Here is a 22,006-nt window from a genome sequence, read left to right as displayed (position 1 = left end):
TGGGGAACGAATGTGGCGATGCGTGATCCGATCCCCCATCTGCTGGGCGACGAGACCCGGCATTACTGGCTGGCCGTTTCCATGGCGCGCAAGACCGGCGCGGCGATGCAACGCGCGCTCGACGAAAGCATGATCTCTCATGCCGATTGGGCTGCGGTTGTCCTTCGCTGCCGTGGCTGCGGTTGGGCCGACGAATGTGACCGGTGGCTTTCGGTGCAACACGACAGGGCTGCAGAGGTGCCCGCCATCTGCGCAAGCGCCCAAGTGTTCAACCGCGTGCGTCAGGCGGGTGCGCCCACCTGATCACCCCGTTTCGCGGTCCAGCCACGCCAAGGCTTCGGGCGTCGTCTCAAGTCTTTCCCAAGTGATGACCGGAAGGTCGTAGGGATGCTCCGCCTCGATGAAGGCGACAAGGGCCGCGCGCGCCGACCCTGAGGTCTTGAAGATCACCAGCACCTCCTCGTCTTCGGCAACTGCCCCTTCCCAATGGTAGAGGCTGCGCAGGCCCGGCACGATGTTGACGCAAGCGGCGACGCGTTCCGCCAGTGCCGCGCGGGCGAGGCGTTCGGCGCTTTGCGCATCGGGGCAGGTGGTCGTGACGTGGATCATGGCCGCAGTCTACGCAGCCATGGGCACAGGTCTCAAGCGCGGATACGGCCCCAAAGGTCGTATTCCCCGGCTTCTTCCACCTCGACCTCGACCATGTCGCCGGGGGCCAAACCTTCGAAACCGTCGTCGATGAACAGGTTCCCGTCGATCTCGGGCGCATCGGCCGTGGTGCGGCAGGTTGCGCCATCCTCGTCCACGGAATCGACCAAAACGGTCAGGGTGCGGCCGACCTTGGCCGCCAGCTTCGCCTCGGAGATCGCCTGCGCCTTTTGCATGAACCTGTCCCAGCGATCCTGCTTGACCTCTTCGGGGACATGATCGGGCAGGGCGTTCGACCGTGCTCCGGCGACATTCTCGTATTGGAAGCATCCCACGCGGTCGAGTTGCGCTTCGTCCAGCCAGTCGAGCAGCGTCTGGAATTCCGCCTCTGTCTCGCCGGGGTAGCCGACGATGAAGGTGGACCGCAGCGTGATGTCAGGGCAGTCGCGCCGCCAGGCCGCGATTTCCTCCAGCGTGCGCGAGGCGGCGGCAGGGCGCGCCATGCGTTTCAAGGTGTCGGGATGGGCGTGCTGGAACGGAATGTCGAGATAGGGCAGCAAGCCGTTCGCAGGGTCCGCCATCAGGGGGATCAACTCGCGCACATGCGGGTAAGGGTAGACATAGTGCAAGCGAACCCACGCGCCGAGTGTGGATAAATCTCTGGATAGATCGAGAATCGGAAACTTGGTTTCGCGGCCCTTCCAGTCGGTGCCATAGGCGCTGGTGTCTTGGCTGATCACCAGCAGTTCCTTCACACCGGCCTCGACCAGTTTTTCCGCCTCGCGCAACACCGCTTTGACCGGGCGCGATTGCAGGCGGCCACGCATGTCGGGGATGATGCAGAACTTGCACTTGTGATCACAGCCTTCCGCGATCTTGAGATAGCTGTAATGGCGCGGCGTCAGCTTTACGCCCGCAGGCGGCAAGAGGTCGATGAACGGATCCGGAGCGGGTGGCACGGCGGTATGGACCGCATCCAGCACCTGCTCGTATTGATGCGGCCCCGTAACCGCCAGAACCGACGGATGCGCGCCGGTGATGTACTCCGGCTCGGCGCCGAGGCAGCCGGTGACGATCACCCGCCCGTTTTCCCGCAGCGCTTCCCCGATCGCCTCGAGACTTTCGACCTTGGCGCTGTCCAAAAACCCGCAGGTGTTCACGATCACCGCCTCTGCGCCCGCGTAATCGGGCGAGATCGCGTAACCCTCCGCGCGCAGCCGGGTCAGGATGCGCTCGCTGTCCACCAGCGCCTTCGGACAGCCAAGGCTGACCATCCCGATCCGGGGCTGTCCCGGGCGGGTGGTGTCGGGCACCTCGGCGCGGGCGAGGTCGGGGCGAAGCTGGGGAGGGTTCTGGCTCATGGGATGCGCAGATAGCGCGGACCGGGCCAATGCGAAAGAGGGCAGCGCTGACCAGCCGTCTTGTCATGCGAAAGGGGTGCACAAGGCCCGCCCCTTCGCGTTAGGATCGACGCGAGGCGTAAGGGGGGCAGTCATGCGTTGGGTTTTTCGGGCGATCGGTGGTCTTGTTCTTGTGGCGGTCCTGATGGTCGGGGTCCTGTTCGCGGTGCCCGCCGACCGTATCGCCGCCGTTGCGGCGGATCGGCTGTCGCAGGCGCTGGGCCGAGAAGTGCGCCTTTCGGGCGAGGTGCGCCCGACGCTTTGGCCGCATCTTGGCGTCCGTGCCGAGGGATTGCGCGTCGGCAATCCCGATTGGGCGGGCGAGGGGCCGCTGATCGCCGCAGAGGCACTCAGCCTGCGTGTGCCATGGGCCGCCGCGCTGTCGGGCGAGGTGCAGATCGAACAGATCACGCTCATCGCGCCCGAGATCACGTTGGTCAGGGCCACCGATGGACGCGTCAGCTGGAGCTTCGACGAGGTGGAAGAGCCGGTCACCACCGCGCCCAGCGATGCCGCCGTCGCGACTTCCGACGCACCAACCGCCGCGCCCGCCCGCGCCTTTGCCATCAGCGCGGCCCAGATCACCGATGGGCGATTCACCTATATCGATCAGGGTACCGGCGACAGTTTGCGGATCGGTGGCGTTGATGCGCGTTTGACCCTGCCGGCCCAAGGCGCTGCCGAGATCGCGGGCTCCGCCACCGTGAACGGCACCGATCTGGCGCTCGAGGCATTGCTGGGCCATCCCCGTGGGCTGGCGGAAGGCAGGATTTCGGCGGTCACCGCAGCGTTGGACTGGTCCGGCGGCTCCGCGCGGTTTGACGGGCAAGCCGGGCTCGACCCGTCCTTTGGCGGCGCGCTTGAGGTCGAGGCGACGGATCTGGGGCCGCTTCTCGCGATTCTCGGCGCGGCGATGCCCGACCTGCCGCAGGGCTATGGCCGCGACCGGCTGTCGTTTTCCGGCGATGTGACACTCACGTCCGAGGGATCCTTGCACCTTCGGGGCGCGCAGCTTGGGCTCGACGATACGGCGCTGGCGCTGGAACTCGACGTGACGCAGGGGGCCGCGCGGCCCATGGTGCGGGGCACGGTCAGCGGCGCCCGGCTGATCCTGCCCGAGAGCGGTGGCGCGGCCCCGGCGCAGGCCGCGAGTGGCGGCGCATCGGGCGGTGGCGGGGGCGGCGCGGCAGCGCCCGCGACGTCGGGTTGGTCGCGCGCTCCGATCGACGTATCCGGACTTTTCGCCGTCGATGCAGAACTCGCGCTGGCCGTAGAACGGATCGAAGGTGCAGGGGTCACGTTGGGCCCGGCGCGGCTGCGGGCGGGGCTCGACAACGGGCGGCTTGTCCTCGACATCGACCGTATCGGCACCTACGGCGGCGTCTTGGCCGGGCAATTCGTGGTCAATGGCCGTGGTGGATTGTCGGTGCGCAGCGACGTGATCCTTGCCGATGTCGATCTCAATCCATTGTTCACCGATCTTGCGGATTATGACCGTCTCGACGGGCGCGGCAGCCTCAGCCTGCAGGTTCTGGGCGTTGGCAACGACATGGCCACGCTGATGTCGAGCCTTGAGGGTGAGGGCGATTTCGCGCTGGGCACCGGGGCGATCCGGGGTCTCGATCTTGCCGGGATGATCCGCAATTTCGACCCGTCCTTCCGGGGCGAGGGCGCGCGCACGGTTTATGACAGCGTCTCCGCCAATATGACCTTTTCGGGCGGCGTCATGGAAAATGACGATCTGCGGCTGGATGCGCCCTGGGGCGAGGTGACCGGTGCGGGCCGCGTGAACATCGGGGCACAGACGCTGGATTATCGCCTCACACCGGGTCTTTCGCGTGGCGAGGGCGGCGCGGCGATCCGGGTGCCGATCCTGATCACCGGCTCTTGGGCCGATCCCAGCATCCGGCCAGATCTTGAATTTCTGGCAGAGCAAGAACTTGCCGAAGAGGCCGCCCGGCTTGAAGCCGAGGCGCGCGCCCGTCTTGACGCCGAGGCCGCGCGGTTGGAGGAAGAGGCGCGCAACCGCATCAACGAAGCTTTGGGCACCCAGTTCGATGCCACGACCACCGAAGACGCCGCGCGTGACGAATTGGAACGCCGCCTGCGCGAAGAGGCGGAGCAGCAACTCCGGCGTCTTCTGGGACGCGACTGACAGGGGAATGACGATGTGGGGTGCGAGGGGTCTTGCGGCGGTTCTGGCCGTGCTGGCGGTGGCGGCCTGCGGGGCCGGGCGCGACGGCGCCGGTGACGGCGCTGTATCGGCCGATCTTTATCCCGGCGAGACACCGCAGATGCGCGCGCTGGTACAGCGCTACGCACAAATCCATGACATTCCGGAGCCGTTGCTGCATCGCGTGATCCAGCGCGAAAGCGACTACCGGGCCGATGCGCGCAACGGGCCTTATTACGGGTTGATGCAGATCTTGCCCCAGACCGCCGGCACGATGGGCTTCGAGGGGCCGCCCGAACGGTTGCTCGATCCGGAGGTGAACCTGACCTATGCGGGCCGTTACCTGCGCGGCGCGTGGCTGGTGTCGGATGGCGATATCGACGAGGCGGTGATGTGGTATGCCCGCGGCTATTACTTCGAAGCGCGCGACCGCTGCCTGCTGGTCGAGACGGGCCTGAACGACCGCGAGATCGCCCGGCACTGCCGCTGAGACGCGACCGCGTTCAGTCTATTCCTCCCGATACGGGACAACAACAGCACGCCTGCTATGGGTGCTTCGTGCCGTGTCATTCTGCAAGATCAGCGCGATAACCGAAATCGGGCACGACACCGGAGGCCGGGAAAGGTGCGCTGCCGTCGGGGGCGCGGGGGATCTGCCCTTCGATCAGGAGCATCGCGTAGCCGTGGACAATGCTCCAGAGCATCCATTCCGTCCGCTGCGGCGCGCCGGGCGCATCGGCCTTGTCCCAGTCGAGACCGGCGGCGATGCCGCGCAACACTTCATAGCTGCCCGAGGCAGCGGCCCGAAGCGCGGGGTCGTCATGGTTGCACAGGGTCTTCGAGAACATCAGCCTGAACAATTCGGGATGGGCCAAGGCAAAACGCAGATAGCCGTCGCAAGCCGCCTGAAGGCGCGGCTTGCCGGGGGGGTGATCCTCGACGCCGTGTCGCATCTCGGCGGCATGGCGGCGAAACCCCTCGGCCGCGATGGCGGTCAGAAGGCCGCGCAGGCCGTCGAAGTGATTCTTGGGCGCCGTATGGCTGACGCCCACGCGCGCGGCGATGGCGCGCAGCGACAGGGACTCGAGCCCCGTCTCTTCCAGCAGGTCGAGCCCGGCCGCGATCAGCGCCGGCTTCAGGTCGCCGTGATGATAGTTTTTTCGATTTACTGACAAGTATTTAACCCCTTCATATTTCCAATGTAAATTTTTGCGCTGGACTTTGCAAGGCGGAGCGCTTCCTATGTAACCAGTGGAAATTTACAATGGAGATATGGCGATGACACCAGAAGACCTCTTTTCCCTCGCCAGCACGACGGCGATGGCGGGCTGGGGCCTGCTGATCCTCGGCCCGCGGGGATATCCCGGGCTTAACGCGATCCCGCTCTGGGTGATCCCCCTAGGGCTATCGGGCGTCTATGGCCTGATTGTCCTCAGCCGGTTTTCCGGCATGGGCGGCGGGTTCGACAGCCTCGCCTCGGTTGCGACGCTATTGTCGGATGACTGGGCGCTCTTGGCGGGTTGGGTGCATTACCTGGCCTTCGATCTCTTCGTCGGGGCGGTGATGGCCGCGCGCATGGACAGGGTGGGCGTGGGCCGCGTCGTGCAGGCGGCGATCCTGATCCCGATTTTCATGCTCGGCCCGCTCGGCTTCCTTCTGGCCGCGCTGACCGAACTGGGTCTGCGGGCCCGCCCGGTTGTCGCCCCGACCCATACCCACGCCATCGAGGGAACTGGCCATGTCGTTTCTTGAAACCGATGTCCGCGCAACGCCGGCCATGAAGCCGTCGCAATTCCACGTCCTCACGGTGATTTCCGCGATCTTGTTGGGCCTGACCATCGCCTGGGGATTTGTCGATGCGCGCCAGATCGGCGGCGTTCCGGTCTGGCTGAAGCCGATGAAATTCGCGCTGAGCTTTCTCGTGCTGTTCTGGACCATGGCGCTGGTTGAGGCGCGGCTGTCGCCGGCATGGCGCGAGGGCCGGATGTTGCGGACGACGGCCATGGTGATGGCGGCGGCCTACCTGGTCGAGATGGCCTACATGATCTACCAGGCCGCAAGGGCCGAGGCGTCGCATTTCAACCTGTCGACCCCGTTTCACGAGACGATGTACACGGTGATGGGGGTGGGTGCCGTATCGCTGATCGCAGGCGTCGCGGTCATGGGCTGGGTCGCCCGGCGCGATGGCGCGGCGGCAATGGGCGTTGGCCTGCGCGAAGGTGTGTGGCTCGGGTTCGCCAGCACCTTCGTGCTGACCTTCATCGTGGCGGGATACCTCAGCAGCACGGGCGGGCCTTTTGTGGGCCTGCACCCCGAGGGTGCGCCGACCCTGCCGCTGCTGGGCTGGTCGGGGGTGACGGGTGATCTGCGTCCGGCGCATTTCGCCGCGATCCACGCGATGCAGGTTCTGCCGCTTCTGGGTCTGTGGCTGGACCGGCGCGGGGGCGCTGGTGTGCTGCGCGGGGTGCGCATCGGGGCGGCGGTCTACGCGGTGCTGACGCTGGCGCTGTTCGTGCAGGCGCTGATGGGGCTGCCATTCCTGCCCTTGGGGTGAGCCGCCCCCCGGATAATGAAAAGCCCCGGTCGATCTGGCCGGGGCTTTCGTCTGGTCTCCTGCGGGCGGTCAGCGCCGCCGGTCGCGGCGGCTCGACATCGGTTGGAAGGCCACGCCGACATGCGCCTCGCAATAGGGTTTACCCTGTTGCACGGGCAGGCCGCAGAAATAGAAATCCTCGGTCGCGGGGTCGCCGATGGGCCATTTGCAGGTCCGCTCGGTCAGTTCCATCAGGCTGATGCGCTTGGCCGATTTCTCGACCTCCTGCACCTTGGCCAGCGCTTCGGGGCTGATTTCATTGGCCGAGGGCTGTGGCGGCAGGGGTTGGCCCGCAGGCACGATGGGTTTGCGCAACGGCGTGACATTCGACGGACGCGGCGCAGGTTCGGGTTCTGCGACCGTTTCGGGCGGGTCGAGATCGGCGGGAACAGCGCGCGGTTCGGGTTTGCGCGGCTTGGGGGCTGCTGCAACCTCGGGTTCGGGCGCCGCTTCGGGCTTGCCGGGACTTGCGGCTTGCGTGCCGCCGCCTGCGCGGTTCGACAGGCCAAGCCGATGCACCTTGCCGATCACGGCATTGCGCGTCACACCGCCAAGCTCCTTGGCGATCTGGCTGGCCGATTGACCCTCGGTCCACATCTTTTTCAGCAACTCGACCCGTTCGTCGGTCCAGGACATGCCCGTCTCCTGCTTTGTCGGCCATCGCGGCCCGCCCAAGACCCAGCCATATGGCGGCTTTCGGCCCGGAATTGAAGCCCCATTCTATAGGCGTGGGGGCGTGGTGCAAGGGTTGGCGGCGTATCAGGCCCTGCGCCGGTGCAATGCCTCGCGCCAAGCGAGGAGGGCCGCCCCCGCGATGATCGTCGCCGCTCCGCCAAGGCTGAACGCTGTGGGGATCACGCCAAAGAGCGCCGCATCGTAGAGCGCGGCAAAGACCAGCGTGAGATAGGAGAAAGGCGTGATGAAACTGGCGTCGGCGCGGGCCAGCGCGGTGATGAAAAACCCCTGCGCGCAGGCCATGATCACGCCGATGCCGACCATTCCCGCCCATTGCGCCGCGGTGGGCGGTTGCCAGACCCAGACGACCGCGCAGGTGGCTATGGCCAAACCCATCGAATTGTTCACGACAAGGATCTGGAGCGGCCGCTCTCGTCCCGAAAGCCGTTTCATGAAGATCAGTTCCAGACCCAGCGCCAGCGCCGCCCCCAAAGCCAAAAGCGCGCCAGCCTGCATCGCCGTGCCGCCGGGCCGGATCAGGATCATCGCACCCGTGATCGCGATCGCCGCGGCCAGCCAGCGCCATGGCCCGACCTTTTCACCCAAAAGGGGAATGGCCAGCAGCATGGCGAAAACCGGGTTCAGGAAGGAGATTGCGATCGCATCCGACAACGGGATCGCGGCGGCGGCGGCGAACATCAGCGTCACCCCCGACCAGCCGCAAAGCGTGCGGGCGGCATGGCCGCGCAGATCGGGGCGCGTCAGGCGTGGGCGCAGCACGGCAAGTGTCGTCACGATCACGATCCAGGCAAACAGGAACCGCCCGAAACTGACCTGCATCGGGTGAAGCGCAGGACCAAGGGCACCGGTTCCCAACGCCTTGGCGATCAGCGTGGTTCCGGCCAGCAGAGCCGTGGCGCAGATCATCAGGGTCACGGCGCGACCGGGCGCCGCGGCACCGGGCGGGGGCAGGGCGCCGGGCGGGATCGGCCCCTGGGGGGTGAGGTTGGTCATCGCGCCCCTGTCAGACCCCGAGACACCAACGCATCACGGCCTTTTGCGCGTGGAGCCGGTTTTCCGCCTCGTCGAAGACGACCGATTGCGGGCCGTCCATGACGGCATCGGTCACCTCTTCGTTCCGATGCGCGGGCAGGCAATGCATGAAGAGCGCGTCGGGCTTGGCATGTTTCATCAGCGCCTCGTTCACCTGGTAGGGGCGCAACTGGTTGTGGCGGCGTTCGCGGGTGGTCTGGCTGTCATGCATCGACACCCAGGTATCGGTGACGACGAGATCGGCACCTTCGACCGCGCGGACCGGATCGCGGATGATCTCGACATTGGCCCCCTTGGCGCGCGCCTCCTCGAGGAAAACGCGCTCGGGATCCAGCGGCTCGGGCCCCGCAAAAGTCAGATCAAAGCCGAATTGCCCAGCGGCATGGGCGAAACTGGCAAAGACATTGTTGCCGTCACCGCACCACACGACCTTTTTGCCCGCGATGGGGCCGCGGTGTTCCTCGTAGGTCAGGATATCGGCCATGATCTGGCAGGGATGGGTGCGGTTGGTCAGGCCGTTGATCACCGGAACGCTCGCGTGATCTGCCATTTCCAGCAGCACGTCCTCCTCGTAGGTGCGCAGCATGATCATGTCGACATAGCGCGAGAGCACGCGGGCGGTGTCGGCGATGGTCTCGCCATGGCCGAGCTGCATCTCGGAGCCGGTGAGGACCATGGTCTGCCCGCCCATCTGCCGCACACCCATGTCGAAGCTGACGCGCGTGCGGGTCGATGGTTTCTCGAAGATCAGCGCGACCATGCGACCGGCAAGCGGCTGGTCGTCGTCAGGCGCGCCCTTCGGCCTGCCCGCGCGCGCGGATTTCATCGCGGCGGCCTGGTCGATCATGGCGCGCAATTCGGCAGGCGCTGTCTTGTTGATGTCGAGGAAATGGGTCATCGGCGGTGCCTTTCGGCTGGCGGCGGGCGCCGGGGGGCCAGCCCCCCGGACCCCCCGGGATATTTGTGAAACGAAGAAAGGATCAGGCGGCCGCGATCTTTCGGCTGACGGCGCTGGCGGCGGCATCGAGCCGGTCGATGCCTGCGGCGATCTCGTCTTCGGTGATGGTGAGCGCGGGCAGGATGCGCAGCACGTTGTCGGCGGCCGGTACGGTCAGAACCTGCGCGTCATAGCCTGCGGCGACGACATCGGTATTGGCCGCGCGGCATTTGAGGCCAAGCATCAGGCCGGACCCCCGCACGCTTTCGAAGACATCGGGATGGGCGGCGACGAGCCCTTCGAGCTTCTGGCGCAGGAAGCCCGCTTTCTGGCGCACCTCCTCGAGGAAGCCGGGTTTCGTGATTTCGTCCATCACCGCGACGCCCACCGCGCAGCCAAGGGGATTGCCGCCATAGGTCGAGCCATGGGTGCCCGCCGTCATGCCGCGCGCGGCCTTTTCGGTCGCAAGCAGGGCGCCGAGAGGGTAGCCGCCGCCGATCCCCTTGGCGACCATCATGATGTCGGGGGCAATCCCCGCCCATTCATGCGCGAACAGGCGCCCGGTGCGACCCACGCCGCACTGGATTTCGTCAAAGATCAGGAGCAGCCCATGTGCATCGCAGAGATCGCGCAGGCCCTTGAGGCAGGCATCGGGCAGGGTGCGGATGCCGCCCTCGCCCTGAAGCGGTTCGACCATGATCGCGCCGACATCGGGGGCGGCGGCCGCCTCGCGGAGCGCGTCGTGATCGCCGAAGGGCAATTGCCGGAAACCTGGCAGGAGCGGACCAAAGCCCTTGGTCAGCTTTTCCGATCCCGCCGCCGAAATCGCGGCGATCGAGCGGCCGTGGAACGCGCCCTCGAAGGTCAGGATCGTGGTGCGCTCGGGCGTGTCGCTGTCGGCCCAGTATTTGCGCGTCATCTTGACGGCCAGTTCCGTCGCCTCGGTCCCCGAATTGCAGAAAAAGACGGTGTCGGCAAAAGTGTGCTCCACCAGCCGTTCGGCCAGCGCCTGCTGTTGTGGAACGACATAGAGGTTCGACGTGTGCCAGAGCGCGTTCGCCTGATCGGTCAGCGCCTTGACCAGTGCCGGATGCCCGTGGCCCAAGGACATGACCGCGATGCCGGAGGCGAAATCGAGGAAACGTCGCCCATCGGCCTCCACCATCCACGAGCCTTCGCCCTTCACGAAGGACAGTTTGGCGCGGTTGTAGCTGGGCAGGACAGGCGAGATCATCTCCGTCTCCATGACTGGACTGAAAGGCCCTGCATTGCGCAGGGAATGGCCCAAGTCAATTGACGGAAGCTGATGGGGTCAAGTGGGCAACGTGATGGAGGCCAGCTTCTCTGTTTCAAAAATATCCCGGGGGAGCCCCAAGGGGGCAGGGGCAGAGCCCCCTCTTCACGCCACCTCGGAGAGCGCGACCTTGGGGGTCACACCCAGCGCCGCGCAGACATCGCGGGTCAGGTCGGGGGCGTTGAGCGTGTAGAAATGCAGATCCTCCACCCCGCCCGCGATCAGGTCGCTGCAAAGCTCGGTCGCAAGCGCGGTGGCCAGAAGCTGTTCACGCCCGTCGCGGCCCGCCTTGTCGAAGGCTTCGTCGAGCCATGCGGGGATCGGCGTGCCGCACATTTCGGCGAATTTGCGCACGCCCTTCCACGAATTGATCGGCAAGATGCCGGGGATGATGGGGGCATGGATCCCAGAGGCTGCGCAGGCATCGCGGAAGCGGAAGAAGGTTTCGGCCTCGAAGAAGAACTGCGTGATGGCCGAGGAGGCGCCGGCGTCGATCTTGCGCTTCAGGAAATCGACGCAATCCTGCATCGATTGCGCTTCGGGATGCGGGTCGGGATAGGCGCCGACGCGCAGGTGGAACTTGCCGGTCTTGGCCAGCGCCTCGATCAATTCGATGGAATTGGCGAAACCCTCGGCATGGGGGGTGAAGCGGCCCTGACCTTTCGGCGGGTCGCCGCGGAGCGCCACGATCTGGGTCACGCCGGCGGCGGCATAGCTTTCCGCGATCTCGAGCGTTTCTTGGCGCGTCGCGTCCACGCAGGTCAGATGCGCCGCGACTTCGACCCCGTAATTGGCATGGATCGTCTTGACCGCGTCATGGGTCAGGGCCCGCGTCGTGCCGCCCGCGCCATAGGTCACAGACACGAAGGTCGGGGCCAAGGGCGACAGGACGTTCAGCGTATCCCACAGCCGGAAAGAGGCCTCCAGCGACTTGGGCGGGAAGAATTCGAAGGAAACGCGGGGCGCAGCGACGGACATGGCGATTCTGATCCTTGATGTGTCGCCATCGGATGTCGCATAGACTATGCCTTGCGACAAATTCATAATCTTCAAGATCAATATGAGTTTCACATGCATCTTGAGTTTCGCCACCTGCGCACGATCAAGGCCATCCACGAGGAGGGTGGGCTGGCGCGTGCCGCCGACCGGCTGCACATCACGCAAAGCGCGCTTTCCCACCAGATCAAGGGGTTGGAGGATCAGGCGGGGCTGGAATTGTTCGTGCGCCGCTCCAAGCCGATGAAGCTGTCGGCGGCGGGGATGAAATTGTTGCGCCTTGCCGAAGATGTGCTGCCGCGCATCGCGGCGCTGGAAGATGAGTTCGACAGCCTGCGCAAAGGAAAGTCCGGCAGGCTGCATATCGCCATCGAATGCCACGCCTGTTTCGACTGGCTCCTGCCGGTGCTGGAGGCGTTTCGCGTGGGTTGGGCCGATATCGATGTCGACATCCGCCCGGGCCTGCAATTCGAAGCGCTGCCCGCCTTGATGCGCGAGGAAGTTGATCTTGTCGTCTCCTCCGATCCGGAGAAGCTGGCGGGTGTCGATTTCACGCCGCTCTTCGATTACGAGCCTGTCTTTGTCTGCGCCGCCGATCACCCGCTGGCGGCCAAACCCTTTGTCGAGGCCGAGGATTTCGCCGATCAGGCGTTGATCACCTATCCCGTCGACCGGGCGCGGCTCGATGTGTTCAGCCAGCTTCTGTTCCCGGCGGGGGTGGAGCCGAAATCGATCCGTCAGGTGGAATTGTCCGCTGTGATCCTTCTTTTGGTCGCCTCGGGGCGCGGGGTGGCGGTTCTGCCCGATTGGGTGGTGCGCGACACGGCCAAACACCCCTCGCTCGTCACCCGGCGTCTGACCGAAAAGGGCATTACCCGGCGGCTTTACGGGGCCACGCGCGCCGAGGATACGGCCAAGCCCTTCATGGCGCAGATGCTGCGGCTGTGCCGGACCGAACCGCCCAAGCTGCAACGCGGATGAAGCCCCAGCGCCATCCGTTTCTGGACCATCCGCGCCCTTTGGCGGTGGCCCATCGCGGCGGTTCGCTTGAGGCGGAAGAGAACACGATGGAGGCTTTCGCGCGCGCCGTCGCGCTGGGCTATACCCATGTCGAAACCGACGTCCATGCGACGCGCGACGGGGTGGCGGTGATCCACCACGACGCGACGCTCATGCGGATGACGGGCGACCCGCGCGCCATTGCCGATCTGGATTGGGCCGATCTGGCGCGGGTCCGCACCCATGGCGGCGCGGCGATCCCCCGCGTCGACGCGTTTCTCGCACAATTTCCCCATCTTCGCGTGACCTTCGAACTGAAATGCGACCGAGTGGCCGAGGCCTTGGCCGAGGTGATCCGGCGCGCGGGCGCGCTGTCCCGGATCTGCGTCGGGTCTTTTGCCCCCGCCCGAACGGCGGCGATCCGCGCGGCTTTGGGCCCCGACCTGTGCTGGTCGCCCGCGCAATCAGGCGTTCTGGCGCTTTGGCTGGCGGGCTGGGGCCTGCCGATCCGGACCCCGGATTTCGGGCTGGTGCAGGTGCCCCCCGCTCACAACGGCATTCCTGTCGTCACCCCGCGCCTGATCCGGGCCGCCGCAAGGCGCGGGATCGACGTGCAGGTCTGGACCGTGAATGACGAGGCCGAGATGGAGCGCCTTCTCGATCTTGGTGTTGGCGCGATCATGACGGACCGCCCGACCCTGCTGCGCGAAGTTCTGATCCGCCGCGGGCAATGGCCGGCCGGGGCCTGAGGCGCGGGCAGGGATCAACCCGCTTGGCATTCCGGGGCGCGGCGCTTATACGCGCGCCCTGACCGATCGGAGAGACCAGACATGCAGGGCAGCGCGAACCTCAACATCATGCTCAAGGCGGCCCGCAAGGCGGGGCGCAGCCTGGTCAAGGATTTCCGCGAGGTCGAGAACCTTCAGGTCTCCTCCAAGGGTCCGGGCGATTTCGTCAGCCGCGCTGACCGCGCCGCCGAGGAAATCCTCAAGACCGAGCTGATGGAGGCGCGCCCGAACTACGGTTTCCTCGGCGAGGAAGGCACCGTGATCGAGGGCATTGACCCGACCCGGCGCTGGATCGTCGACCCGCTCGACGGTACCACCAACTTCTTGCACGGGATGCCGCATTGGGCGGTGTCGATCGCTCTCGAACACAAGGGCGAAATTGTGGCGGGCGTGGTCTATGACCCCGCCAAAGACGAGATGTTCTATGCCGAAAAGGGCGCAGGCTGCTGGCTGAACGACAGCAAGCGGTTGCGCGTCTCTGGCCGCACCAAGATGATCGAAAGCGTCTTTGCGACCGGCGTACCCTTTGGCGGCGGGCGCTACCTGCCCGCGACCTTGCAGGATCTCGCGCGGCTTATGCCGACCTGCGCGGGTGTGCGGCGCTGGGGGGCGGCGGCGCTTGACCTCGCCTATGTGGCGGCAGGCCGCTACGAAGGCTATTGGGAACGCGGGCTGAACGCTTGGGACATGGCGGCGGGCATCATTTTGGTGCGCGAGGCGGGCGGGCTGGTTCAACCGATCCGCGAGGGGCAGGACCTGCTCGAAGATGGCCATGTCGTCGCCGGCGCCGAACCGATCTTCGACCAATTCGCCAAGGTGATCCGCGAGCGCGAAGTTTAAGCGCGCGTCGGGATCACTTGCTGTGCGATGCCCGCAAGCAGCAGGTAGAGCGATGTTCCGGTGACCACGCTAGTCAGCACCGGATTAGGGGCGAAACCGGTCCAGGCCGCATAGGCGATGGCCCCGGTCCAGATCAGCGCCACGGGCAAGGTCACGACGCGCCAGCGCGCCGTCCTGACCGGATGCACGAATTTCAGGTTCAGGAATTGCGCCACGCTGAGCGCGAGCACGAGGCCCAGGATGATCTCCCAGTTTGGAACGATCACCAGCAGCGCCAGCGTCACCATGTTCCAGCAGCCGGGAAAGCCGCGAAACGACTTGTCGGCGGTCTTCATCCGCGTATCCGCGAAATAAAGCGCGGATCCGAACGGGATCAGCAGCACGACCAGCCACCCCGACCAGCCCGGCAATAGCCCCGATCCGTAAAGCGCATAGGCCGGGATCATCACGTAGGTCAGGAAATCGATGATCAGGTCCAGAAGCACACCGTCGATGATCGGCGCATTCTCGGTCACGCTGTAACGGCGCGCGAGGGGGCCATCGATGCCGTCGACGATAAAGGCCACGGTCAGCCAGATCGTCATCATCGCCCAATCCTGCTGCGCCGCCTCCAGAAGGGCCAGCATGGCAAGCGAAGCACCGGCGGCGGTGAACAGGTGAACGGAATAGGCCCGAATGCGCATGGTCAGCCTGATGGCCTGTTGTGGCGCGCTTGGCAACAGGGGGGTGACGGTTTTGTGACCTCAGGCGCGCGGATGGGCGGCGGCATAGACCTCCAGAAGCCGCGCGGCATCCACCGCCGTATAGGCCTGCGTCGTCGAGAGCGAGGCATGGCCCAGCAACTCCTGGATCGCGCGCAGATCGCCGCCCGCATTCAAAAGATGCGTCGCGAAACTGTGGCGCATGGCATGAGGCGTGGCCGTGGCGGGCAAGCCCAGCTGCATCCGCGCCTGTTCCATCACCTTGGCAACCAGCCGCCCGTTGAGCGGCCCGCCCCTGATGCCGCGAAAGACCGGTGTGCCGGGCTGCAGGTCATGCGGGCAAAGCGCCGCGTAGCGCGCCACAGCGTCGCGGGCCGCAGGCAGAACCGGCACCTCGCGGTCCTTTCCGCCCTTGCCGCGGATGCGCAACACCTCGCCCAGCGGCAAGACGCGCGCATCCAAGGCCAGCGCCTCGGACCGGCGCAGGCCGCAGCCGTAAAGCAGTGTCACGATGGCCGTGTCACGGGCGGCGACCCAGTCGCGGGCATCTTGCTGGCCTATGGTCTCGATGATGTCGCGTGCGCCTTCGACACTCAGCGGGCGGGGCAGACGGCGACCGTGTTTCGGCGCGCGCATCGACAGGACGGTTGTGGCGTCGAACCCGTCGCGTTCCGCCCACCAGCGGTAAAAGGATTTGACCGCGGAAAGCCGCCGCGCCAAGGAGCGTGACCCGACCCCGCGCCCCCGCTGTGCCGCCATCCAGGCCCGCAGGTCGGAGGCGCCAAGGCCGCGCAACGCGACCGGACCGGGGACATCACCCAGATGCTGCGCCTGAAAGGTCAGGAAATCGGTCAGATCGCGGACATAGGCATCGGTCGTGGCCTCCGATGCCGCGCGCAGGCTGCCCAGGTCTGTCAGCCAGCCCGCCATCAGGTCGCGGACCGCGGGACTGAGCGCGAGGCTCATCTCAATCCAGCCAGCGCCGCATCAACCGTTCGAAGACACCGGCGAAAAAGGTCAACAGATCGGTGCCCTGGCTGGGTCGGAACTGGTGCGGATCCTCGGACCCCATGACCAACAGCGCCGGTAGACGGCCCGCGCCAAGATCCAGCATCATCAGCGCCTCGGATTTGATCCAAGCCGCATCCGCGCCAAAAATCGCGGCACTGCCATCGCCCACTTGCCGCAGCGTGACCTGCCGGTGCGGTATGGCGCGGCCGCCCGTCACATATCCCTCGACAAAGCCCGGCGCGACGATGGTCAGCACATCCTCGAGCTTCTGGACATGGGGCGCTGCAGTGGCCGTGGCCTCGGCGCTTTCCAGCACCAGCCGCACCCGGTCGACCCGGAGCGTGGCGGCAACATCGGTCGCCAAAGTCTTGAGGAAGGCCGTGAAATCGCCTTGGTCCAGCAGCGACAGGATCGCACGATGCAGCTGGTTCGTACCGGCAAGGTTTTCATAGGCGGCAGCGATGACCGAGCGGTGGGTGTCCTCCAGCCGGTCCAATCGGCTTTCGAGCCGCTCCATCGCGATCCCGCGCATGTCGACGATATTGCCGCCCATCTGCCGATCATTGGCTGCGATCAGCGCCCGCATCAGGTCGCGGTCATCCAGCACAAGGTCCGGGTCCGCGATGATACGGTCGCGCCAATCGTCGTCGGCATACCTCGACAGATGCTCGGGTTCCACGCTGCTCACGGATACTGCCCCTCGGGTTTTCTTGTTCATTGCCCGCGATCGTACAGCAAGATCGCGGGCCAAGAAAGTCAAAGGATGGTCTGGCCCGTCTTGGCCCAATCCTTGAGGAACCCGTCGAGCCCCTTGTCGGTCAGCACATGGGCGGCCATCGCCTTGATCACGGCGGGCGGTGCGGTGGCGACATCCGCCCCGATCAGCGCGGCCTGTTTCATGTGATTGGCCGTCCGGACCGAGGCTGTGAGGATCTCTGTGGAGAAATCGTAATTGTCGTAGATCTGGCGGATTTCCGCGATCAATTCCATGCCGTCAAGGTTGAGATCGTCCAAGCGCCCGACAAAGGGCGAAATGAAGGTCGCCCCGGCCTTGGCCGCCAGAAGCGCCTGGTTGGCCGAGAAGCAGAGCGTGACATTGACCATCCGGCCCTCGTCGGTCAGCACCTTGCACGCCTTCAGCCCGTCCCAGGTCAGCGGGACCTTGATCGTGATGTTGTCGGCGATCTTGGCCAGTTCCCGCCCCTCGGCGATCATGCCCTCGGCATCCAACGCGACCGTTTCTGCCGAAACCGGGCGGCCCGGGATCATGGCGCAGATCTCGGCCGTGACTTCCTTGATGTCGCGGCCCGATTTGGCGATCAACGACGGGTTCGTGGTGACACCATCGACCATGCCAAGGTCATTGAGTTCCCGGATTGCGTCGACATCGGCGGTATCCACAAAGAATTTCATCGCGGGCCTTCCTTTCAGCCTTGGGTCATGGTGAGTTGGCCGCCTTCTAACGCAGTGACCCCCGGGCGTGAAGGCATGAGTGACAGCTATTTCGAGGAGGGCGCGCTGATCGGCGTGCTGACGCCCGAACCGATCGACCGGGTGCTGGATTACCGCGCGCCCGACGGCGGCTGTTGGCTGGGGGCCTTCGTCGAGGTGCCGCTCGGGCCGCGCCGGGTGCTCGGCGTCGTCTGGGGGCCGGGCCAAGGCGACTACGACCTTGCCAAGGTGCGCGCCGCCAGCCGGGTCCTCGACGCAGCCCCCATGCGCGAGGAATTGCGTGTTTTCCTTGAAAAGGCAGGGGCCTACACGCTGACGCCGCTGTCGCAGATGCTGCGGCTGGCCACCCGCGCGCCCGGCCTGTCCGACCCGCCCTCCATGCGCAAGATCTACCGCCTTGGCCAGACCACGCCCGATCGCATGACCGATGCCCGCGCCCGCGTCATCGCCGCGCTGGTCGAATACGGGGGCCTCGGTTTCACGCTCAAGGAACTGGCCGATCTGGCAGGCGTCACTCCGTCGGTGGTCAAGGGGCTGGCGGCCCAAGGTGCCGTGGAAGAGGTCGATACCCCCCGCGACACGCCCTTCCTGCCGCTCGACCCCGATCTGCCCGGCAAACCGCTGACCGAAGATCAGGCGGCGGCGGCCGACGGGCTGCGCACGGGTATCCGAAGCGGCCGCTACGCCACCACGCTTCTCAAGGGTGTAACCGGCTCGGGCAAGACGGAGGTCTATCTTGAAGCGGTCGCTGAATGTCTCAGGCAGGGGCGGCAGGCGCTTGTTCTTCTGCCTGAAATCGCGCTGACCAGCGAATTCCTCACGCGGGTTCAGGAACGCTTCGGCGCGAAACCTGCCGAATGGCATTCCGGCGTCACGATGACCGAACGCCGTCGGGCGTGGCGGATGGTGGGGCAGGGTGGCGCGCAACTGGTCGTCGGCGCACGCTCGGCGCTGTTTTTGCCCTTCCGCGATCTGGGCCTGATCGTCGTCGACGAAGAACATGACACCTCCTACAAGCAGGAGGAGGGCGCGCTCTACAACGCCCGCGACATGGCCGTCCTGCGCGCCTCCCTGACCGAGGCGCAGGTGGTGCTGGCCTCGGCCACGCCCTCGCTCGAAACATGGGCCAATGCAGAGGCGGGGAAATACGCGCGCCTTGACCTGAAAGCGCGCTTCGGCACCGCCGTTCTGCCCACGATGCGCGCGATCGACATGCGCGCCGAGGATCTGCCGGGGCAGGCGTGGATTTCGCCCAGCCTGCAATCGGAGGTCGGCAAGCGGTTGCAGGCGGGCGAGCAATCGCTTCTCTTCCTCAACCGCCGTGGCTATGCGCCGGTTACGCTCTGCCGCGCCTGCGGCGCGCAGGTGGGCTGCGATCACTGCGATGCGCGGATGGTGGAACACCGGTTCCAGAAACGACTTGTCTGCCACCAATGCGGCGAGACGAAACCGCTGCCCGAAACCTGCCCCGCTTGCGGCGTGACGGGCAAGATGGCCGCCGTCGGCCCCGGCGTCGAACGCATCGCAGAGGAAGCGGCGCGGGTTTTCCCCGATGCGCGCCTCGCGATCCTGTCCTCCGACCTGTTCGGCTCGGCCCGCGCGCTCAAGGCCCAGATCGAGGAGATCGCATCGGGCGAGACCGACATCATCATCGGCACGCAACTGGTGGCCAAGGGGCACAATTTCCCCCGGCTGACGCTGGTGGGGGTCATCGACGCGGATCTCGGTCTGCAAGGCTCGGATCTGCGCGCGGCCGAACGCACCTTTCAACTCATGCGGCAGGTCTCGGGCCGCGCAGGCCGGGCCGAGGCGCCGGGCACGGCGCTGTTGCAGACCTTTCAGCCCGAACACCCGGTGATCCGCGCGATCCTGAGTGGCGATGAAGAAGGCTTCTGGCGCGCCGAGGCCGCCGAGCGTGAGGCCGCAGGGATGCCGCCCTACGGGCGTCTGGCGGGTATCATCATCTCGGCCGAGGATGCGGCGGCGGCCTTTGATCTCGGCACGCGGCTGGCGCGCAACGATGGCCCGATCCGCGACATCGGCGGCATGGTCTATGGCCCCGCGCCCGCGCCCATCGCCCGCGTCCGGGGGCGTCACCGCGTGCGGCTTCTGGTCAAGGCCCCCAAGGGTGCTGCGCTTCAATCGGCCATCGCGCGCTGGATTTCGCCCATCAAGCTCTCTGCCCGCCTGCGGCTATCGGTCGATATCGACCCGCAAAGCTTCTACTGATAGCGGTTTTCTTGGGGCTTGAAGCCCGTTAGAGAAACCCGACCACGCCCAATTCACCGGTGCATCCCATGACCGCCCCGATCTGCCCGCAACCCGGCATTCTGGACATCGCGCTCTATCAGGGCGGGCAATCCGCGCTGCCGGGCCATGCCGAACCGCTGAAACTCAGCTCGAACGAGAACCCGTTCGGGCCGTCGCCTGCCGCCGTGGCGGCGATGGCGCGGGCGCTGGGCGAAAGCCACCGCTACCCGTCCACCGATCACGCGGGCCTGCGCGCAGCGATCGGGCAGGTGCATGGGCTAGACCCCGACCGCATCGTCTGCGGCGTGGGCTCGGACGAGATCATCCATTTCCTCTGCCAAGCCTATGCCGGGCCGGGGCTTGAGGTGATGCATACCGAACATGGGTTCGCCATGTACCGCATCAGCGCGCTGGCCGCAGGGGCCACGCCGGTCGAGGTGCCCGAACGCGACCGCGTCGTCGATGTGGATGCGATCCTTGCCCGGGCCAATGCCGACACGCGGCTTGTCTTCATCGCCAACCCGGCCAACCCCACGGCGACCTTCCTGCCGATCGAGGCACTGACGCGGCTGGCCGATGGCCTGCCCGAAACCTGCATCCTTGTCCTCGACGGGGCCTATGCGGAATTCGCCGAAGGCTATGATGGCGGCAAGGCGCTGGTCGTCGCCCGCGAGAATGTCGTGATGATGCGCACCTTCTCCAAGGCCTATGGGCTTGGCGGCCTGCGCGTCGGCTATGGCTACGCCCCGCGCGAGATCGTGGATGTCCTCAACCGCATCCGAGGCCCTTTCAACCTGTCGGGCGTGGCGCTGGCCGGGGCGGAGGCTGCGGTGCGCGATCTGGATTGGGTGGCCGAATGCCTGCGCGTCAACGCCGCCGAACGCGCCCGCCTCATCGGCGGCCTGCGCCAGCTTGGCATCGGCTGCGACGAGAGTTTCGCCAATTTCGTCCTTGCCCGCTTCGCGGACGAGGCCGAGGCGCTGGCCGCCGACGCCCATCTCAAGCGGGCGGGCATCATTGTGCGCCACCCGAAAAACTACGGCTTCCCGCAGGCCTTGCGCATCACCGTGGGCAAGCCGGACGACAATTCCCGCGTGCTCGACGCGCTGGCAAGCTTCAAGGGTGCGGCATGAGCGTGATCTACACCCGCGTGGCGCTGATCGGTCTGGGCCTGATCGCGGGCTCGATGGCCCATGCCATGCGGCGCGGCCATCTGGCAGGCGAAATCACGGGTACCGCGCGCTCGGCCGAAACCCGTGCCATCGCCCGTGAGATCGCGCTGTGCGACCGCGTGACCGATACGGCGGCCGAGGCTGTCGCGGGTGCCGATCTGGTCGTTCTCTGCGTACCGCCCGGTGCGATGGGCGTCGTCATGGCCGAGATCGCACCCCATCTCGCCCCCGGCGCGACCGTCACCGATGTCGGTTCGGTCAAGCGCGATGTCATTGCCCAGGTCGGGCCCCATATCCCGGAGGGTGTCCATTTCGTCCCCGGCCATCCCTTGGCCGGCACCGAACATTCCGGGCCTCGGTCCGGTTTCGCGGAGCTGTTCGACAACCGCTATGTCCTGCTCACCCCCGAACCGGGCACCGATGCGCAAGCCATCGCCCGGCTCCGCGCGCTGTGGGAAGGCTGCGGTGCCAAGGTCGAGGAGATGGACGCCGACCACCACGATCTCGTGCTGGCCGTCACCAGCCACACGCCGCACCTGATCGCCTACACGATGGTCGGCGTGGCCGATGACCTGCGCCGCGTCACCGACAGCGAGGTGATCAAGTATTCCGCCGCGGGTTTCCGTGACTTCACCCGGATTGCCGCCAGCGATCCGACCATGTGGCGCGACGTGTTCCTGACCAACAAGGATGCCACGCTGGAAATCCTCGGCCGCTTCACCGAAGAGCTTTTCGCGCTCCAACGCGCCATCCGGCGCGGCGACGGCGACCACCTGCATGCCTATTTTACCCGCACCCGCGCCATCCGCCGCGGGATCATCGAGGCGGGACAAGATACCGACGCCCCAGATTTCGGCCGGTCCAAGGCGAAACGCGAGGTGTCCGGCGCGTGAAAGGGCGCGGTGCGCCATATCTCGCCGCGCTCCTGTCGCTGGCGCTGGGCGGGGCGGCGCTGGCCCAGGCCCCGGACCGATCCCCCCGGCCATTGGTCCGACCGGGCGCGCAGGCGGCAGTCCCCGCGTCC

Annotated in this window: 23 protein-coding genes; 11 read left to right on the top strand and 12 right to left on the bottom strand. The window is 66.3% G+C overall.

Annotated features, from left to right (window positions below):
• Positions 1–18: 18 nt before the first annotated feature.
• Positions 19–303, top strand: coding sequence for a DUF6455 family protein (locus tag QQK63_RS15885; protein ID WP_277826872.1), 285 nt, complete (start codon positions 19–21; stop codon positions 301–303).
• Here QQK63_RS15885 and cutA read toward each other — a convergent pair whose 3' ends face one another.
• Both cutA and rimO read right to left on the bottom strand, forming a co-directional pair.
• A complete protein-coding gene (gene cutA / locus QQK63_RS15880) occupies positions 304–609 on the bottom strand; it encodes a divalent-cation tolerance protein CutA (RefSeq protein ID WP_277826874.1) in 306 nt (101 codons plus the stop codon).
• A 32-nt stretch (positions 610–641) separates the two neighbouring features.
• Entirely contained in the window at positions 642–2,009 is a 1,368-nt protein-coding gene (gene rimO, locus QQK63_RS15875) for a 30S ribosomal protein S12 methylthiotransferase RimO (protein ID WP_277826876.1), read from the bottom strand.
• Positions 2,010–2,142: 133 nt separating this feature from the next.
• Between rimO and QQK63_RS15870 the strand changes: the two genes are divergently transcribed.
• Positions 2,143–4,203, top strand: a complete 2,061-nt coding sequence (locus QQK63_RS15870) for an AsmA family protein (protein WP_277826878.1) — start codon at positions 2,143–2,145, stop codon at positions 4,201–4,203.
• Positions 4,204–4,210: 7 nt separating this feature from the next.
• Positions 4,211–4,711, top strand: coding sequence for a transglycosylase SLT domain-containing protein (locus QQK63_RS15865; RefSeq protein ID WP_377134463.1), 501 nt, complete (start codon positions 4,211–4,213; stop codon positions 4,709–4,711).
• A gap of 76 nt (positions 4,712–4,787) precedes the next feature.
• Here QQK63_RS15865 and QQK63_RS15860 read toward each other — a convergent pair whose 3' ends face one another.
• Entirely contained in the window at positions 4,788–5,396 is a 609-nt protein-coding gene (locus QQK63_RS15860) for a TetR/AcrR family transcriptional regulator (RefSeq protein ID WP_277826880.1), read from the bottom strand.
• Positions 5,397–5,499: 103 nt separating this feature from the next.
• Between QQK63_RS15860 and QQK63_RS15855 the strand changes: the two genes are divergently transcribed.
• Together QQK63_RS15855 and QQK63_RS15850 are read left to right on the top strand one after the other, a co-directional pair.
• Positions 5,500–5,973 (top strand): ABA4-like family protein, encoded by a 474-nt coding sequence (locus QQK63_RS15855; RefSeq protein ID WP_277826882.1) that lies wholly within the window; start codon positions 5,500–5,502, stop codon positions 5,971–5,973.
• On the top strand, positions 5,960–6,775 hold the full coding sequence (locus QQK63_RS15850; RefSeq protein WP_277826884.1) for a hypothetical protein: 816 nt from the start codon (positions 5,960–5,962) through the stop codon (positions 6,773–6,775). The genes QQK63_RS15855 and QQK63_RS15850 overlap by 14 nt, the downstream gene beginning before the upstream one ends.
• Positions 6,776–6,844: 69 nt before the next feature.
• Here QQK63_RS15850 and QQK63_RS15845 read toward each other — a convergent pair whose 3' ends face one another.
• The 5 genes from QQK63_RS15845 to metF all read right to left on the bottom strand — a co-directional run bounded on the left by QQK63_RS15845 (position 6,845) and on the right by metF (position 11,751).
• Positions 6,845–7,450, bottom strand: a complete 606-nt coding sequence (locus tag QQK63_RS15845; RefSeq protein ID WP_277826886.1) for a GcrA family cell cycle regulator — start codon at positions 7,448–7,450, stop codon at positions 6,845–6,847.
• A 123-nt stretch (positions 7,451–7,573) separates the two neighbouring features.
• The gene (locus tag QQK63_RS15840) at positions 7,574–8,503 is read right to left on the bottom strand and encodes a DMT family transporter (RefSeq protein WP_377134458.1); all 930 of its coding nucleotides are present in this window, start codon (positions 8,501–8,503) and stop codon (positions 7,574–7,576) included.
• A gap of 10 nt (positions 8,504–8,513) precedes the next feature.
• Positions 8,514–9,440 (bottom strand): ornithine carbamoyltransferase, encoded by a 927-nt coding sequence (gene argF / locus QQK63_RS15835; protein WP_277826887.1) that lies wholly within the window; start codon positions 9,438–9,440, stop codon positions 8,514–8,516.
• Positions 9,441–9,522: 82 nt separating this feature from the next.
• Positions 9,523–10,713 (bottom strand): aspartate aminotransferase family protein, encoded by a 1,191-nt coding sequence (locus tag QQK63_RS15830; RefSeq protein ID WP_277826889.1) that lies wholly within the window; start codon positions 10,711–10,713, stop codon positions 9,523–9,525.
• Positions 10,714–10,878: 165 nt separating this feature from the next.
• Entirely contained in the window at positions 10,879–11,751 is an 873-nt protein-coding gene (metF, locus tag QQK63_RS15825) for a methylenetetrahydrofolate reductase [NAD(P)H] (protein WP_277826891.1), read from the bottom strand.
• Positions 11,752–11,844: 93 nt separating this feature from the next.
• On the opposite strand from metF, the gene QQK63_RS15820 reads away from it, so the two are divergent.
• The 3 genes from QQK63_RS15820 (at position 11,845) to QQK63_RS15810 (ending at position 14,396) form a co-directional block, all read left to right on the top strand.
• Entirely contained in the window at positions 11,845–12,750 is a 906-nt protein-coding gene (locus QQK63_RS15820; RefSeq protein WP_277826893.1) for a LysR family transcriptional regulator, read from the top strand.
• The gene (locus QQK63_RS15815) at positions 12,747–13,517 is read left to right on the top strand and encodes a glycerophosphodiester phosphodiesterase family protein (RefSeq protein ID WP_277826895.1); all 771 of its coding nucleotides are present in this window, start codon (positions 12,747–12,749) and stop codon (positions 13,515–13,517) included. Before QQK63_RS15820 ends, QQK63_RS15815 begins: the two co-directional genes overlap by 4 nt.
• 81 nt (positions 13,518–13,598) lie before the next feature.
• Entirely contained in the window at positions 13,599–14,396 is a 798-nt protein-coding gene (locus tag QQK63_RS15810; RefSeq protein WP_277826897.1) for an inositol monophosphatase family protein, read from the top strand.
• Here QQK63_RS15810 and QQK63_RS15805 read toward each other — a convergent pair.
• The 4 genes from QQK63_RS15805 to fsa all read right to left on the bottom strand — a co-directional run bounded on the left by QQK63_RS15805 (position 14,393) and on the right by fsa (position 17,521).
• Complete coding sequence (locus tag QQK63_RS15805; protein WP_277827802.1) at positions 14,393–15,085, bottom strand: CDP-alcohol phosphatidyltransferase family protein; 693 nt, start codon at positions 15,083–15,085, stop codon at positions 14,393–14,395. The two genes, QQK63_RS15810 and QQK63_RS15805, sit on opposite strands and share 4 nt — an antisense overlap.
• A 54-nt stretch (positions 15,086–15,139) precedes the next feature.
• Positions 15,140–16,063 (bottom strand): tyrosine recombinase XerC, encoded by a 924-nt coding sequence (locus tag QQK63_RS15800; protein WP_277826899.1) that lies wholly within the window; start codon positions 16,061–16,063, stop codon positions 15,140–15,142.
• Position 16,064: 1 nt separating this feature from the next.
• Positions 16,065–16,796, bottom strand: coding sequence for a DUF484 family protein (locus tag QQK63_RS15795; protein ID WP_277826901.1), 732 nt, complete (start codon positions 16,794–16,796; stop codon positions 16,065–16,067).
• A 68-nt stretch (positions 16,797–16,864) separates the two neighbouring features.
• Positions 16,865–17,521, bottom strand: a complete 657-nt coding sequence (gene fsa / locus QQK63_RS15790; protein WP_277826903.1) for a fructose-6-phosphate aldolase — start codon at positions 17,519–17,521, stop codon at positions 16,865–16,867.
• 75 nt (positions 17,522–17,596) lie between these two features.
• Between fsa and QQK63_RS15785 the strand changes: the two genes are divergently transcribed.
• From QQK63_RS15785 to QQK63_RS15775, 3 genes are all read left to right on the top strand, one after another.
• The gene (locus QQK63_RS15785) at positions 17,597–19,789 is read left to right on the top strand and encodes a primosomal protein N' (RefSeq protein WP_277826905.1); all 2,193 of its coding nucleotides are present in this window, start codon (positions 17,597–17,599) and stop codon (positions 19,787–19,789) included.
• 68 nt (positions 19,790–19,857) lie between these two features.
• Positions 19,858–20,943 carry a histidinol-phosphate transaminase gene (hisC, locus tag QQK63_RS15780; protein ID WP_277826907.1) on the top strand — a complete coding sequence of 362 codons (1,086 nt, stop codon included), beginning with the start codon at positions 19,858–19,860 and terminating at the stop codon, positions 20,941–20,943.
• Positions 20,940–21,875: a prephenate/arogenate dehydrogenase family protein gene (locus QQK63_RS15775; protein WP_277826909.1), complete on the top strand. Its 936-nt coding sequence runs from the start codon at positions 20,940–20,942 to the stop codon at positions 21,873–21,875. Before hisC ends, QQK63_RS15775 begins: the two co-directional genes overlap by 4 nt.
• The last annotated feature ends 131 nt before the right edge of the window (positions 21,876–22,006 follow it).

It is taken from the genome of Roseicyclus marinus, from assembly GCF_030163795.1.
GTDB classification, from domain to species: domain Bacteria; phylum Pseudomonadota; class Alphaproteobacteria; order Rhodobacterales; family Rhodobacteraceae; genus Roseicyclus; species Roseicyclus marinus.
This window is presented reverse-complemented; position numbering and strand designations above follow the sequence as displayed.

Coding starts and splice junctions, on each gene's coding strand:
- QQK63_RS15800 (WP_277826899.1), bottom strand. CDS start 16,063: ATGAGCCTCGCGCTCAGTCCCGCGGTCCGCGACCTGATGGCGGGCTGG.
- QQK63_RS15815 (WP_277826895.1), top strand. CDS start 12,747: ATGAAGCCCCAGCGCCATCCGTTTCTGGACCATCCGCGCCCTTTGGCG.
- fsa (WP_277826903.1), bottom strand. CDS start 17,521: ATGAAATTCTTTGTGGATACCGCCGATGTCGACGCAATCCGGGAACTC.
- QQK63_RS15830 (WP_277826889.1), bottom strand. CDS start 10,713: ATGATCTCGCCTGTCCTGCCCAGCTACAACCGCGCCAAACTGTCCTTC.
- QQK63_RS15785 (WP_277826905.1), top strand. CDS start 17,597: ATGAGTGACAGCTATTTCGAGGAGGGCGCGCTGATCGGCGTGCTGACG.
- QQK63_RS15855 (WP_277826882.1), top strand. CDS start 5,500: ATGACACCAGAAGACCTCTTTTCCCTCGCCAGCACGACGGCGATGGCG.
- QQK63_RS15865 (WP_377134463.1), top strand. CDS start 4,211: ATGACGATGTGGGGTGCGAGGGGTCTTGCGGCGGTTCTGGCCGTGCTG.
- QQK63_RS15885 (WP_277826872.1), top strand. CDS start 19: ATGCGTGATCCGATCCCCCATCTGCTGGGCGACGAGACCCGGCATTAC.
- hisC (WP_277826907.1), top strand. CDS start 19,858: ATGACCGCCCCGATCTGCCCGCAACCCGGCATTCTGGACATCGCGCTC.
- QQK63_RS15820 (WP_277826893.1), top strand. CDS start 11,845: ATGCATCTTGAGTTTCGCCACCTGCGCACGATCAAGGCCATCCACGAG.
- QQK63_RS15870 (WP_277826878.1), top strand. CDS start 2,143: ATGCGTTGGGTTTTTCGGGCGATCGGTGGTCTTGTTCTTGTGGCGGTC.
- QQK63_RS15775 (WP_277826909.1), top strand. CDS start 20,940: ATGAGCGTGATCTACACCCGCGTGGCGCTGATCGGTCTGGGCCTGATC.
- rimO (WP_277826876.1), bottom strand. CDS start 2,009: ATGAGCCAGAACCCTCCCCAGCTTCGCCCCGACCTCGCCCGCGCCGAG.
- metF (WP_277826891.1), bottom strand. CDS start 11,751: ATGTCCGTCGCTGCGCCCCGCGTTTCCTTCGAATTCTTCCCGCCCAAG.
- QQK63_RS15845 (WP_277826886.1), bottom strand. CDS start 7,450: ATGTCCTGGACCGACGAACGGGTCGAGTTGCTGAAAAAGATGTGGACC.
- argF (WP_277826887.1), bottom strand. CDS start 9,440: ATGACCCATTTCCTCGACATCAACAAGACAGCGCCTGCCGAATTGCGC.
- cutA (WP_277826874.1), bottom strand. CDS start 609: ATGATCCACGTCACGACCACCTGCCCCGATGCGCAAAGCGCCGAACGC.
- QQK63_RS15840 (WP_377134458.1), bottom strand. CDS start 8,503: ATGACCAACCTCACCCCCCAGGGGCCGATCCCGCCCGGCGCCCTGCCC.
- QQK63_RS15850 (WP_277826884.1), top strand. CDS start 5,960: ATGTCGTTTCTTGAAACCGATGTCCGCGCAACGCCGGCCATGAAGCCG.
- QQK63_RS15810 (WP_277826897.1), top strand. CDS start 13,599: ATGCAGGGCAGCGCGAACCTCAACATCATGCTCAAGGCGGCCCGCAAG.